The sequence below is a fragment of the Bacillus sp. EB106-02-03-XG38 genome (assembly GCF_058792175.1).
Window position 1 is genome coordinate 1,246,448 of record NZ_JBYTED010000001.1, and the last position, 15,018, is coordinate 1,261,465.

Sequence of the window (15,018 nt, forward strand, 5' to 3'; positions counted from 1 at the left end):
CCACTTCCTTTCGTCATCAGCTACCTTTTGCGGATATTTTTTTTGGTATGCATTATTTTTGGTCGACGTCTCATTATTTTTAATGGCATGCGAACCATAAAATCTTTCCAGTCACTAAATCGATATGGAACAGCAGGGCTGGTATAAGGAACGCCAAAACTTTTCAGTTTCACTAAATGACTGCAAAGTAAAAGAAAGAAGAGAATAACTCCATACAAGCCAAATATCGCAGCACAAAACATAGCTATAAAACGAAGAATGCGTAACGTAATTCCCACACTATATTGCGGAATAGTAAAAGAAGAAATAGCTGTTACCGCAACAACGATAACCATTATTGGACTAACAATTCCTGCTTCTACGGCAGCCTGACCAATTATTAAACCACCCACAATTCCCATTGCAGGCCCAATCGGTTTAGGCAGACGTAAACCTGCTTCTCGCAAAACTTCGATAGCTACTTCCATAATTAACGCTTCTATTAAAGCGGGAAAAGGAACTCCTTCTCGCGATCCGATAATAGAAATAGCGAGCTTAGTGGGAATTAATCCTGGATGAAATGAAATAAAAGAAATATATAGTGCTGGGGCAAATAATGAAACAAAAGCTGTCATGAAGCGTAATAAGCGGAGAAGCGTACCAGGAAGCCACCTTTCATAATAATCTTCTGGTGATTGCAGCAGCATACTAAATGTAACTGGAGCAATTAAAACAAATGGTGTTCCATCTAACAAAATAGCTACTCGACCTTCCATTAAAGCACTAATAACACGATCAGGTCGTTCTGTATTTTGAATCTGCGGAAAAGGACTGAGATAATTATCTTCAATAAGTTGCTCTATATAACCAGATTCGAGTACACTGTCTATGTCAATTTTCTGAATTCTGTTTTTTATTTCATCCACCAATTCTGTACTAGCAAGATCTTTAATAAATGCGACAACTAACTCTTTCTTTGCACGTTCTCCTACTGGTAGCTTTACTAATGATAAGTTCTCATCCGCACAGTGTCGTCGCAAAAGTGAGGTATTATCACTTAATACTTCAGTAAAACCGACACGTGGCCCTCTGACTAATGCCTCCGATACTGGTTCTTCAATATTTCGTTTATTTGCTTTTGTTGTACCAAGAATAAACACATCTGCTAAACCATCAATTAAAAGAGCTGTTGAACCTATCAATACTTTGGGTATTAAATCTTTTATGTAATGGACTTCTGCTACTTCACTAATTGTAAGAACTTTATTTTTAATATATTCTTTTGAAACAGTCCCCTCCACATAAGAAGATTCATTTTTATATTCATCAGAAAAATCATCCATTAGTAATTTCATAATATGTTTGTCAATTATCTCTTTATCTGATAGACCATCAACAAAAACGATCTCAGCTTGAATATCTGTGCGTCCAATATTAAACTTCCGAAAGCGAACATCAGAATTATGTCCGATTTGTTGCTTTATAAGTTCTAAGTTAGAGGCAAAATCATTTGTGAAATGAACGTTTGCATTTTGAGATGGTTTATGCTCTTGTTTCGTTTTACTTTGAATATTATTTTTTTTCACTTGTTTGTCTCTTGACTTCCACCAACTCATTCTTCCCACTCTTTCTCTGACATACGAACCCAATGAAAAAATCTTGAGATAGTATACGGAATTAAAAACAAGATAAAAGCTTGTACAAAGACTTTCCAATCTGGAAGATAAGAAGTAATTATGTTCCACATTTTTATCACCCAATTTATATACTCTGCTAGGATTGAGATTTCTAAAAAACGATATGTACTTAATAAAAAATAACTATAAGATTAAAGAGCAGAAAAGCGAGACATTATGCTTATTTAGTACAAATAACCTAATTGGTATAAAAACATTTCTGACCTAAAATACCATTTCCAATTATAATTTGTTAAATATTATCTCCTTTTCCCTTATTTATATGCCCGCATTTGAATTTCAAATAATATAAGGATCAATGATATTTCCTCTTAAAGAAAAAAAGATGCTAGAAGATAGCATCTTTTTTTAAATTCAACTTATTATGTATTTATATTTTATTGTGGAAATACTCGTTTTTTTAAATGAATATTAATGTTTAAAAAATAAAAAATACATATTTTTTTGTGCTAAGTTAATATACTTCTACCGAATCGATACGGAATTTTCTGATTTTAAAACCAATATGAAATAAAAGAAAATACTCTCTTAGAAAAACTATATAAAACAAATAACATTAAAACAATTATCAATCTATTAATTGAAAATACTAATGAGCAAGAGTTTATCATCTTAATTCCAAGTGTATTCGTTTTGCTTCAAAATAAAGAACTTGAATAAATTTTTTCGTATCAATACGAGCAGGTAATGTTGGTTCATTATTCAATTCTGTCATCTTTCTCCTTACGGTAGTAAAATCAAAAAATCTAGAAGCATAATTTTCGAACTTCGGGTTTAAAAAATCAGTAAGTCCAAGAGATGCTAAATGGTTTAATGATTGATAAATTGCTCTCCGAATCCGTTGTTTGGAAGCTTCTATGAACCTTTTTAATTCAGCATCTTCAACTGAATCCCCAAGTTTTTTTTGAGCCAAATTCATAAAAATCTCTTTTAGTGAGGGAAAACCTTGTTCCAACGTATTATCTTGTTCATATTTATATAAATAATCTAGCATATCCATTAAATCTTTACTTCCACTTTCACTGGCTATTCCTAATTCAGACAAAAGAAAATGAATGGAATTTTGAAAATGATTAAAAGTATTTAAATGTTTTTCATTACGGTATTTTTCTTGCGCACTTGAATTACTATCCAATTTTAGTACCATATTAAGCGATTCTTGAATATTTTTTATCGATTTTTCCAAACGAATTCGTTCAATGACTTTCCGAACAACTGTTAATACTTCAATCCGGTTAATTGGCTTAATAATATAGTATTCAACGCCAAGCGAATAAGCTTCAGCAATTAATTCTTTTGATTCTACTTGAGAGACCATGATGATTTTCCCTTTAAACGAAGGTTTTATTTGACGAATTGTTTTTATTCCATCTTGAATCGGCATTAACAAATCGATAAATAAAATGTCTATATTCTTAAGGATTGGCATTTGTTGCTCTAAAGATAAACCATCCTCAGCTTCTCCTATAACCTCCCCAAGATCTTCATCCTCGATAATTTGAGCCAACATTGAGCGAACCGCTTTTTCATCATCTACTATATAAAAATACATAGAATCACCCTTTCGAAATTATATGATCAATCCCTAATCTAATTATAAAAATTGATCCTTTTCCTTCGGTTCTGTCCTCAAGCGTAACATCACCTTCAAGTTGTTCGACCATTTCTTTAACATACGATAATCCGATACCTGTCGACGGATTGCCTAAATCATCATATTTAGAAGTAAACCCAGGCTCAAAAATTGAATCTTTATATTTTGAAGAAATACCGGGACCATTATCGCCTATTTGAAATTCAACAAAATGGTGGTCTTTATTAATGTCAATTGTGATGGTTCCCATACCTTGGATAGCTTCTACAGCGTTTGTAACGATATTATTTATAATAGATAAGATTGTGTAAATATGATAGTGAGGATGCACACCATCAATTTTATACACAAATTGGATGTCTTTCTCTAGCAACCGTGCATATTTCGCATTTGCCCGTATAATGATATTTACTAGTTCATGTACAGACATATAATCTGTAAAACTTTCATCAGAAATTAATTTTGAAAGTCCCGCAAAAATACGTTGGTTATCCTTTTTAACGTCATGGACCTCACCAGCAATTTGTAATGCCTGTTGTCTTAAATCCCCAAACTGAAAATCCATCTGTTTGTGCTCAAAAGAGTCTAAAGTTTTATATAAATCATAGGATTTTTTTGTTATATTCTCAGCATCTTGTAATGTTTTTTTTAAATGAACAGCATCTTCATATAAATTAGAGATGAGCATGAGCATGTGTTCATTTTGTTTCTTTATGTGTCTTTCCCTTGATTGCGCTTCATACAATTTCATCATATTGAAAAAGCTTAGAACTATAAAACTATGGGAACATGCGATAACAATGATCTCATTTATTGCCTCGGATGTGATTGATGTTTTTAATACGAAATATTGAATCATTAGTTCTACACAGTCTGACAGTATTTCAATCATGCAACCAATCAAACCAATCATTAGTGGTTGATGATTAAAACGTTTGATTTTTGCTAAATGAAAGAGATACGAATACGTAAAATAAAAGAAAAAACTAGGATAGTGAGTATGAAAAGCGGCTAGCCAATCCATATTTCCCTTTATAATGACATCCATTGAGATACGAAATACCACCACGACTATTGCTGTTAAAAAACCCGGTAAAAATGCTGGGATTCGTCGAAACAATAACAAAAAAAAGAAAAATGTTGGTGCACCAAAGCTCATTCTAAATGTTTCATTTAAAGGAAATGACTTTATTTCACCTACTAAGGGTACTGTAAGTATCATTAAAACGAGAATATAGATGTCTTTTTTTACTAAATTACTAAGATTCAAAATAATCACTTCTCACTTTCGCCTAACAGTCAGTATACAAACCTATTTGCATTAATACAATACTTACTCTATTTTTTTCAAAAACTGATAAATAAGATATAAACGAAAGCATTATAGATTGTGAGTATTCATTACACTCTTCTACTTTAGAAAGATACTTTATAACTCAAAAATGTTCAGACACAACATAAGGTCTGAACACTTTTGGACTCGCTCTAACACCAAAATATCTGTGCTCCTTTTTAAAATATACTTAAATCCCATTCTTTTGCAATATGTTCTAACAACATAATTCCTGGTAAACTATTCCCATACTCATCAATGGCTGGTCCGTAAATACCAATACCACATCCATCTTGGAACGGTAAATCCTTCCTAGATTTTGAGGGAACAAGTGTCATAATTCCGCCGGATACCCCACTTTTAGCTGGTAATCCAATGAAAGCAGCAAATTTTCCAGAAGCGTTGTACATTCCACAAGTAAGCATTAAAGCTTTTGTTAACCTAGCTACTTCTTTAGGGAGCACTTGTTCTTTGCGAATAGGATGATATCCATCATGTGCCAGTATAAGCCCTATTAAGGCAATATCTTCTGTATTTATTTCAATCGAACATTGTTTTAGGTAAATCTCTAGTGTCTCCTCCACATCTGATTCTAGAAAACCATTCTCCTTTAAATAGTATGCTAAAGCTCTATTACGATGAGCCGTTTCCCATTCTGATTGAAATACTATTTCATTAATAGCAGGACGCTTCTCTATCATTTTTTCAATTAATACATATAGAGATTCTAATTTTTCTTGCACCGATGTCCCTGGCAAAAGTGAAGCTATCGTAATCGCTCCAGCATTAATCATAGGATTAAAAGGTTTTCCTGGTTTATGTATCTCTAAACGAATAATTGAATTGAAGGCATCTCCAGTTGGCTCTACGTCAACTCGTTCTAATACATAAGAAATACCACGACTTAAACAAGCGGCTATAAAACCAATTACTTTTGATATACTTTGTAATGTGAAAGGTACCTCCCAATCTCCTGACTTTATCATTGTTCCATCTGGCTTTACTATACAAATACCTAACTGCGATACATTTATTTCCCCCAGAGCGGGAATATAACTGGCGCTTCGTCCCTTAGCTGCATACGTTCGATAATGAGCTACCCATTGATCTAAGCAAACTTTTTCTTGACCCTCAACTTGAACGCTAGAATCCTTTATCATTTAACAATATTCCCCCGTACTATTAACTTTATATAGAATAATTTTTTCTTTAATATCATCAATAATATTTGCATTAGAACCAAGAAAGATATTCAGACATATTGCAGTCTGAATATCTTTCTTATTACACACTTTTCTTTTTTGAAGTTTTCTCATAACTATCCCAACATTCAATATTTTCAAGCCCTTTAATATTTTCTTTATAAAAAATAGGATCTTTACCAGCTTTTTTCTGGTTTATATAATCTTGTAACGCCGCAAATGCTACTTTTGAAAGTAAGGTAATAGCAATTAAATTAATAATAACCATAAAGCCCATAAATAAGTCCGCTAAATCCCATACAATTTGAACCTTTGCAACAGAACCAAATACAATCATAGCCAACACACTTATTCTGTATATCATTAACCACACTTTACTTGTATGTAAGAAGCGAATGTTTGTTTCACCATAATAATAGTTGCCAATTAACGCACCAAATCCAAATAAAAAAACAAAGATAGCAAGACAACCCGATGCCCAAGAACCGATGTGTTCACTTAATGCTGCTTGTGTAAGTGCAATACCATTTAACCCCGGTTGTTTATATGCATCAGAAAGCAAAATAATAAAGGCAGTGCTAGTACAAATAATCAGTGTATCCGTTAATACACCAAATGCTTGAATCAGTCCTTGTTTCACTGGATGACTTGTTGTTGCTGTTGCGGCAACGTTTGGTGCACTTCCCATACCAGCTTCATTTGAAAATAAACCACGTTTAACTCCATTCATAAGTGCTGCACCAATTGAACCTCCTGCTATTTGTTTAAAACCAAATGCGTTTTGAACAATAAGAGAAAGAACTTCCGGCATTTTTGATATGTTGGTAATTACAACAAATAATGCAACTCCAATGTATAATACCGCTAAAAATACCACTTTGTATTCAGCCATTTTTGCAATACGTTGTACACCACCAAAGATAATCGCAGCGAAAGCAATGGCCATGATTATCCCGACTGTTAGACGATCTGTACCAAATGAGTTTTGAAAAGCAATTGTAACTGTATTTGATTGTACTGAATTGAATACAAGACCAAAAGTAATTGTGATTAAAATAGAGAATAATACTCCCATCCAACGTTTATTCAAGCCTTTTTCCATATAATAGGATGGCCCACCGCGGAAGCCAGTTTTATCTTTTACTTTATATATCTGTGCTAATGTGCTTTCAACAAAACTAGAGGCCGAGCTAATAATAGAAATAATCCACATCCAAAATACAGCTCCAGGACCTCCTAATGCAATCGCAATCGCAATTCCTGTAATATTCCCTGTTCCAACGCGAGCTGCCATACCAATACAAAACGCTTGAAAAGGAGAGATTTGATCTTTAGAACCACTTTTCCCCTCCATTAATACACGGACCATCTCTTTTAACATTCGAAACTGTACAAAATTTAATTTAAATGTAAAATAAATTCCGCAAATAACAAGCATAATAATTAACAATTTAGACCATAAAAAATCATTCGTTGATCCGACTAAATCTACAAAAAACTTTTCCATATTATCACTCCATACCAAAATTTATATTTCATAATCTATATAAAATCACCTATATTTCCTGGCATAAATACCTCATTCATATTCAAATACAACAAGGATAAAAATTTTCTATATTAATAGGATTGGCCTGTTTAAGCAAACATCACAACATGTAACCGTAAAACTGGAATTTTGAAGAACTTAACGTTTATACAAACGGATGCTCTATCCCCTTCTGTAAAACTAATATTCTTATCCACTAATGTTGTTGTACTATTATGTTTGTTTCGTTTACCGGTGATCTACATTTAAATCATAATAATCAATAGTGATTAATTGGTTTTTGGTTAAATTTCTCAAGAACATGGAAATATCTCCTTTCTCACTACTAATCTCAAAAATAGGCTAGGTAAAAAATTCACAGAAAAACTATGAAGCGCTTTCAATCTTCAACTAAGAGAACCTTGTCTTTAATTTATAATTAAAAGTACAGAATGTTACGAAAAAGTACAGGTTTTTATAAAAACAAAAAATATTTTAAGGTTTTTTCATCTAAAAAACACTGAGATTTTGTAAATTTTATACAGTATCCAAATGTCGCGGATGCTGTTCTACCTAACCTTTGACAAGCCTCTTTTTTCTTCATAAAAACATGCATACTTTTTCTCTTTTAGAACTTCATATCAAGTATTTGAAATCAAGAATCGATAGGATATTATAAGAATATTCCAAAAATAAAACATTTAATTTATTTATGGTATCATACAAAAAACATTTGTTTTCTCAATTAATCCCCCTAGCTGGATTCGTCTATATTGCACATATTTACAGCATGAAAGACACTAAGCAAAAAAGGATTTTGTTGAATGGATGAAACATTACAAATCTCTTATTTAGGACCTTATAACATCCTCTTTTCTAGCAATATTGAGTTATCCAAAAAATGTATATTTACTAACATAGATTACAGGTGGTGTATTGTGAAAGAAATCGTATTCGTTCAAAATAAAAAAAGACTCCTTATGAAATTCGAATTTTTAAAAAAGGATTTAGTACTTACCATTTCACTGATACTAGCAATTGTAAGCTGCTTAATACATTCGCCAAAGATCGAATATATTAACTTTGAAGTGTTAATTAGCTTATTTAATCTAATGGTGGCCATTAAGGCCTTGGAACAGCTAAAGATATTAGACAAACTTGCCGTTGCGATTTTAAATAAATGCAATAACAGCAGGTCAATATCTATTATTCTAATTTTGTTATGCTTTATTTGCTCCATGTTTGTAACAAATGATGTCGCTCTCCTCACTTTTGTGCCAATAACACTTGTCATTAGTAAAAAAACACAAATGAACATGATGGATACAATCATCCTGCAAACAATTGCGGCAAACATCGGCAGTAGCTTGATGCCTATGGGAAACCCACAAAATTTATACTTATATTCTTACTATGGAATTAAGCTCATCCCATTTTTAGGTTCAATCCTGCTTTTAGCTGTACTTGGAATCAGTTTGTTATTTATATTTACTCAAAAACTTCAAAAAACAGATTTAAAAATAGAACTACCTGTTATTACCGTGAAGAATCGAAAAAAAGCTACCATCTGGATTTTGATACTTATCACTATCATTGCATCTATTTTTGGTGTCATTAATTATTACATTGCGCTAATAGTTACATTGATGGCAGCATTTACGTTAGATAGAAACTTACTATTTAAGATCGATTACTTTCTTCTAATAACCTTTGTCTGTTTTTTTATTTTTATCGGAAACATTTCCCATTCCGATGCGCTGGAGACATTTGCTCGCGCTAATTTAAAAGGAGATACTTCAGTCTTCTTTAGTTCCATATTTTTGAGTCAATTGATTAGCAATTTTCCTACTTCAATTCTTCTATCAAACTTTACTTCTGATTGGAAAGCTTTATTACTCGGAGTAAATATTGGAGGACTTGGAACAATTATCGCATCTTTAGCTAGTGTAATTTCCTATAAACTATTCACTCAAGCCAATGGTAAAGAGAGTAAGGCGTATTTAATTAAATTTAGCATTTACAACTTTTCATTTTTAATCATACTTACATGTATACAATACTTTATCTTTAAATTTCTAAAAATTTTTTGAAAAATTGATTCCTTTAGAAAAACCCAAATATCTCAGCCTTAAATTGAGAAATTTGGGTTTTAATATAGGTATGTTTAAAGAGATACAATAAAAATACTATATACATAATAATCACTCATTATATATGTTGCTCTTTTAATCGGCCAATGTATAAACCAATCCTTTTACTTAACCATCTCTCATGATTGGTTTGATTGTTTCTAGATACTTAATCCCTCTTTATACTCATTTCAAGCGGTAATCCATTCCGATTGAAATTACAAATGACAAAATTTATCCGTTTTTCCGTTTTTCCTTTTTGCCTACTTGCTAAATTCAGCAAGTAAAATGTTTTTAAAAAATTCCGGATTATTAATGTTTAAACTGTTCGAATTGATAGCAATTGTACGTTTGCCTCCAAGTGTTCCACCAGCAAAAGTGGAAAACCCTGGAACGGCACCCCTGTGTCCCCATACCGAGACACCGTTCGGAAGCTTAATTTCAAGGATTCCAAGACCATATCCAGTTCCCTCTCTATTTGTAGGAACTGTAGTAAGCATTTGTTTTAGTTGCTGTTCCTTCAGTAATTTGCCACTGAGTAAGTAAGAGAAGAATTTGTTTAAGTCGTCAGCAGTGGAAATCATATCTCCATCCGAGCTACCTGGGTTAATATACGTAACGTCTTTTAGCTCACTTGCTCCGTCTAGTTGCAAATAGCCACGGGCATGCTTGGTGCCTGGAATCACGCTTGAATTACCAGGTAAGAATGTATTTGACAAATCAAGCGGTTCAATAATCCGATTTTCAACCTCTTCCGCATAGCTGTTTCCTGTTACTTTTTCAATTAGGATCCCCAGTATTACGTATCCTGTGTTTGAATAAGACCAACCCTTCCCTGGAGCAAAGTCTGGAGGAAGAGAAATCCCCATCTTTACAAATTCTTCAGCCGTATACGATTTTTTTATATCCGTAATATCAAAGTCCTTTGAATTTATATAGTCAGCAATACCACTTGTATGATTCAATATTTGCCGGATTGTAATCTGGTTACCATCATATCCGTTTCCTTGAATGACACCAGGCAACCATTTTTCAATGGAGTCATCTAGATTCAAACGGTTCTCTCCAGATAATTGAAGTAGAACTGTTGCAATGAACGTTTTCGTCACACTGCCAATACGAAAGCGAAAATCTGCTTTCATTGGTTTCTTAGTTTTTAAATCCGCTATCCCAGCGGTGTAATTCCATGTTTTACCACCCTTAGAAATTTGAGCGAGTATTCCCGGGTATCCAAGTTGCAGTTCATCTCGCATTGCTTTCTTAACGGAAGTACGATCGCTTTGCGTACTTGTTTGTAACGAACTAGATACATTTTGCGCAGATTCTGCTTTTACAATTGAGACTGGTGTTATGTATAACAGGGAACTTCCAGCTATTAATAGTGCTAGACTTGCACATGTAATTTTACTGTGTGTTTTCATAAAGCATTCCTCTCTTCTATTAAAATTGTATAGATAGTTGATAGCAGTGTCATATACGAACCACACAGCTATCAATTCTTCCAATGGTGAAAAGGCAACAATGCATTTGCAATCACTGTACTCATTATTTTCACAAAACACTCTTGTTACTGATTGTTTTATATGTAGGCCGTACTTATCCCCCCTTCACGCCTCCTTATATTTTTATCCTACACAACGAAAATCTCTTTTTCCTTACCTATCCCTTACGAATTCCTTACATTCGAAATCGCTTCTATAATAGGATTGAAGTAGCATCTGTGCCCGAAAGCGCAAAAAAACACCGATGTCGCTTCGGTGTTTTTTTGCGCTTTAAATATTGAATATTCTTTTTACTCTTAACAAGTTACATTGCTGATTTTTTCTAATATGATTATTTTTCTTGCTATATAACAAAATTTCATAGCGCTATATGAAACACTTATCACGTTGTCATTAAGACATACGATTCTACTTTTATTTATGCACTTGAGATGGACTCACTTTTTGAATTTGAACAAGTATATCAAATGATTTCCCTAATGATATATCAACAGTTTTAGGTATAGTAGGCCCTTCGGTAGTTATCCCCGCGAAAATTGGATGTTGTTCGTTTAACCAAGTTTTTGTCACTCCGTTCGCCTTACGTAAATCAATAAAAAATTGATCTTTTTTAACTTGTCCGAAGGTGTAGTTATAACTGTTTGGATCATCTGATTTTAATGTTCCATAAGGGCCAAATTCACCGTCACTATTATAAACATTATATTGTCCTTCATAAACTGATGTTCCAATAGATACATACCGTTTCCCATAGTATTCTGCTAAATGCTGCCCAGCTACTTTAGGGTATATAAAAGGAATCATATTTGTTTTCGAAACGTGCCCATTATGTCCCCATACAATGGTTTTTCCTAAATGTTCTTCAGTCCACTTCGCATTCTCATACATTGCGATATCATGTTTCAAAAAAATATCCGATGGTTTATCAGGAGGTGACGCTAACATTGTAGTGAACTGTTCAATAATACGGGCATTTTGTTTTATCCATGCGAACTCTTTGGATTTTCCATTTAAATAACTTTTATTTTGTTCTAATAAAGCACTAATTTGTTTAGCATCTGAAATATACTTTTCTTTTTCTTCTTTTGAAAGAATCTCAAAAGTATTCATATCCTTTGTTACAGGAATAAGACCTTTTATCTTCGCTTCTATTCTAGGCACAAGATCTGAATTGTTCCTCTTTATATATTCTATTATATTATTATAAACATTCTCATTTACTGATTGAATATCCATCCCGATGACACGCACTTTAGATTTATGTTTTGGATTAGCATTATATTGCCGAATCCAATCAAGTAAATCCAACATTTCTTTCGTCTTAAATGTAGGTGATAGATGTTGGATTGGGTTTCCCTTACCAGTAAGAACATATCGATCAAGTTCCAAAGCGCTGTCCCATCCCTCTTCTAAAACTAAGTTGGTAAAGCCCTTTTCAGATACTAAATAATTAACAATACGGTGTTTCACCGTAAAAACTTCATGAGCCCCATGCGTAGCTTCCCCTAAACCTACGATTGAAGCTGAACCTACCATATTCTTAAGTGGTTTTAAATCATTAAGAGATGCAGTTGGATTCGTTGTTTTTAAAGGCTTTGCATGTGCTTCTAACCATCCTGCTATTTGATTTGTATTGTAGGGAGCTGTAACAGAAACTTCTGTTTTCGATTCTGCATAAGTACTTCCTACAAAATTAGTCAGTATTATAGCAGAAGCACTAAGTGCAATAATTATTTTCTTTTTCATAAAAACCTCCTGAAATACTAATTTATTAATTTTTGACATACTATAAGAACTACCGTTTAAACCATTACCTCTCTTATTATCATTAAGATACATTTATTCTAATTCCTAAAACTCACTTATTTCTTAATAGGTTCTTAAGAAATCCTTAATTCCCTCATACGAATATAAAACTACATGAACTTCAATCCATTGTAGTGTAGTTAATATTGGGCTAATATGAAGTTCCAAATTTTAATTATTTGTAGTCTCTTCATCATAGAGTTAATTTAGGGATTATTTTTTGTCTACTCCATTGTTTTCAGCACTCTGCATCTAGACGGTATACCCATTGGCCACAGTAAGACTTTATTTCAAGCCCATAAAAAATAGATTACCTGCACACGAAAAAGTTAGCGTACAGGTAATCTATTTGTTTTTGAGACTAATAAAAATCTAATTTATTTTTTGAATTCTTCCATCAATAACAGATTGAATTGGTTCTTTTGATTCTTTTATATAATCTACTAATGCTTCAAAATCAGTTGGGCCTGTTTCAGCATCTTTCCCGTTTTTAAAGGATACAAATCCATCTCCACCTGAAGCTAAAAATGCGTTAGCAACGACACTGTAAGTTTTAGAAGGAATAATTTCTTCTCCATTTGTTAAGCGAATACTTGTTACTTTTTCTCCATTAGGCTTGTTCGCATCCCAAGTGTATTGGATTCCTGAAATTTGAAGCATTCTTGTTATGTCTTTTTGCCATTGTTGATTTAAAATATCACGAATGTCCTGGCCTGTTAAATTTACTTTTATTAATTGATTTCCGAATGGTTGAATACCATATATCTCGCCCCATGTAATATCACCAGCATCTAAGTCATTACGAATACCACCAGGATTCATAAGTGCAATTTCGGATTGCATTGTTGTACGCTGGGCATCAGCAACTAAATTTCCAAGAGTAGATTCACCACCCGTATTTAGTTTGCGATCTAGTGGAGCAATAGACTTACCTACAACTTCATTAACAAGAGGTGCGATTTTTGCTTGATATTTCTCCATCTTCTTCTTTATTTTTTTATCAGGCTCCATGCCTTCATGGTAAGTTGTAACAATTTCTGCTTTTTTCTCAACAATATCTTGTGTCTTACGATCAATCTTTACATCAACATCAGCAAAAGCCATACCATAAGAATTTGCTTGTACGACAAGTTTATTATTAACAGTTCCATTTACATAAGTGTGGCTATGCCCACCAAAAATAACATCGACTTCTGGATCAGTCTCATTTGCTAATCGGACGATATCACCATTTGTTACGCCGGTCCCATCTGTTGTACCTCCGTTATGCGCAAGAACAACGATAGATTTAACGCCTAGTTTTTTTAATTGCTTTACAGATTTGTTAATAGCTTCAACTTCATCTGTAATTTCTACATTCTTTAGCATAGTAGGCATAACAAGGTTAGGAACATCCGTTGTTACGACTCCGATAAACCCAACAGGAACTCCTTGTACCTTTTTTATAGTGAATGGCGGTAAAAATAAACGGCCAGTGGATTTATTATAAAAATTTGCGGCAACGTATGGGAATTTTGCTCCTTTAAAATTCCCTGTTTTCTCATGGTATCCACCATAAATAAGGCGGTTCATTTCCGCAACCCCTTCATCAAATTCATGATTTCCTATAGTTCCAACATCGAATTTCAAATCATTTAGAAATTCAATCGTAGGTTCGTCTTGTAATAATGCTGAAACAGGAGTACTTGCTCCAACAACATCGCCAGCATGAACCTTTAATGTATTTGGATTTTGTTTTTCACGATCACGTAAATAAGCTCCTAAGTACTCAATTCCCCCTGCATCTTTATTGTTAATTTTTTTTACAGTGTCTAGTTGCCCATGAAAATCGTTAATACCGAGCATTTGCACATCTATGTAGCGGTTTGGTCCTGTACTTGCTTGGGCTGAAGGCGCAGCAAATACACTAGTAAAAGTAACTGTACTTATTGCTAAAGCAACTGGAATGATTTTTTTTAACATAAAATTTCTCTCCCCTAATTAAAATCTGACATAATACAATGTTATTTTAATATATTAAGAGGATTATTTCTATAAAAATTCTACTAATTATAAAAATTAATAATGTTTTATTTTTTTCTGACAAAAAATCTTTGTTTTGGGGGTTACTCAAATGATTTTATTTATATTAATATAAAAATACACCTAAGAGACCTAAAAAAGCTAATCCTTACATTTTAGCTATTAAGAAGAATATTCAATTCAAAACTAATGGAGATTTATCATCCTAACATCTCAATATCACTAT

9 protein-coding genes are annotated in these 15,018 nt (G+C 33.0%); 1 reads left to right on the forward strand and 8 read right to left on the reverse strand.

Going from position 1 to position 15,018, the window contains the following annotated elements; all coding sequences use genetic code 11:
- Window positions 1-20: 20 nt before the first annotated feature.
- From AC3WTI_RS06415 to AC3WTI_RS06435, 5 genes are all read right to left on the reverse strand, one after another.
- Window positions 21-1,595: a spore germination protein gene (locus AC3WTI_RS06415; protein ID WP_142286553.1), complete on the reverse strand. Its 1,575-nt coding sequence runs from the start codon at window positions 1,593-1,595 to the stop codon at window positions 21-23.
- A gap of 688 nt (window positions 1,596-2,283) precedes the next feature.
- Window positions 2,284-3,228, reverse strand: coding sequence for a response regulator (locus AC3WTI_RS06420; RefSeq protein WP_000274081.1), 945 nt, complete (start codon window positions 3,226-3,228; stop codon window positions 2,284-2,286).
- 4 nt (window positions 3,229-3,232) lie between these two features.
- Window positions 3,233-4,549: a sensor histidine kinase gene (locus AC3WTI_RS06425; protein ID WP_087956767.1), complete on the reverse strand. Its 1,317-nt coding sequence runs from the start codon at window positions 4,547-4,549 to the stop codon at window positions 3,233-3,235.
- A 233-nt stretch (window positions 4,550-4,782) separates the two neighbouring features.
- Window positions 4,783-5,763 (reverse strand): glutaminase GlsA, encoded by a 981-nt coding sequence (gene glsA / locus AC3WTI_RS06430; protein WP_097840737.1) that lies wholly within the window; start codon window positions 5,761-5,763, stop codon window positions 4,783-4,785.
- 124 nt (window positions 5,764-5,887) lie between these two features.
- On the reverse strand, window positions 5,888-7,312 hold the full coding sequence (locus AC3WTI_RS06435; protein ID WP_087956765.1) for an alanine/glycine:cation symporter family protein: 1,425 nt from the start codon (window positions 7,310-7,312) through the stop codon (window positions 5,888-5,890).
- A gap of 959 nt (window positions 7,313-8,271) precedes the next feature.
- Between AC3WTI_RS06435 and AC3WTI_RS06440 the strand changes: the two genes are divergently transcribed.
- Window positions 8,272-9,423, forward strand: a complete 1,152-nt coding sequence (locus AC3WTI_RS06440; protein ID WP_097840738.1) for an anion transporter — start codon at window positions 8,272-8,274, stop codon at window positions 9,421-9,423.
- Between the two features lie 302 nt (window positions 9,424-9,725).
- Here AC3WTI_RS06440 and AC3WTI_RS06445 read toward each other — a convergent pair whose 3' ends face one another.
- The 3 genes from AC3WTI_RS06445 to AC3WTI_RS06455 all read right to left on the reverse strand — a co-directional run bounded on the left by AC3WTI_RS06445 (window position 9,726) and on the right by AC3WTI_RS06455 (window position 14,732).
- Window positions 9,726-10,883, reverse strand: coding sequence for a serine hydrolase domain-containing protein (locus tag AC3WTI_RS06445; RefSeq protein ID WP_097840739.1), 1,158 nt, complete (start codon window positions 10,881-10,883; stop codon window positions 9,726-9,728).
- 495 nt (window positions 10,884-11,378) lie between these two features.
- Entirely contained in the window at window positions 11,379-12,710 is a 1,332-nt protein-coding gene (locus tag AC3WTI_RS06450; RefSeq protein ID WP_097840740.1) for an erythromycin esterase family protein, read from the reverse strand.
- Window positions 12,711-13,142: 432 nt separating this feature from the next.
- Window positions 13,143-14,732 (reverse strand): bifunctional metallophosphatase/5'-nucleotidase, encoded by a 1,590-nt coding sequence (locus AC3WTI_RS06455; RefSeq protein ID WP_097840741.1) that lies wholly within the window; start codon window positions 14,730-14,732, stop codon window positions 13,143-13,145.
- Window positions 14,733-15,018 lie beyond the last annotated feature (286 nt).

Excerpts from the sequence above, each read along its gene's own strand:
- AC3WTI_RS06415 (WP_142286553.1), bottom strand. The coding sequence starts at position 1,595 with ATGAGTTGGTGGAAGTCAAGAGACAAACAAGTGAAAAAAAATAATATT.
- AC3WTI_RS06420 (WP_000274081.1), bottom strand. The coding sequence starts at position 3,228 with ATGTATTTTTATATAGTAGATGATGAAAAAGCGGTTCGCTCAATGTTG.
- glsA (WP_097840737.1), bottom strand. The coding sequence starts at position 5,763 with ATGATAAAGGATTCTAGCGTTCAAGTTGAGGGTCAAGAAAAAGTTTGC.
- AC3WTI_RS06435 (WP_087956765.1), bottom strand. The coding sequence starts at position 7,312 with ATGGAAAAGTTTTTTGTAGATTTAGTCGGATCAACGAATGATTTTTTA.
- AC3WTI_RS06445 (WP_097840739.1), bottom strand. The coding sequence starts at position 10,883 with ATGAAAACACACAGTAAAATTACATGTGCAAGTCTAGCACTATTAATA.
- AC3WTI_RS06450 (WP_097840740.1), bottom strand. The coding sequence starts at position 12,710 with ATGAAAAAGAAAATAATTATTGCACTTAGTGCTTCTGCTATAATACTG.
- AC3WTI_RS06455 (WP_097840741.1), bottom strand. The coding sequence starts at position 14,732 with ATGTTAAAAAAAATCATTCCAGTTGCTTTAGCAATAAGTACAGTTACT.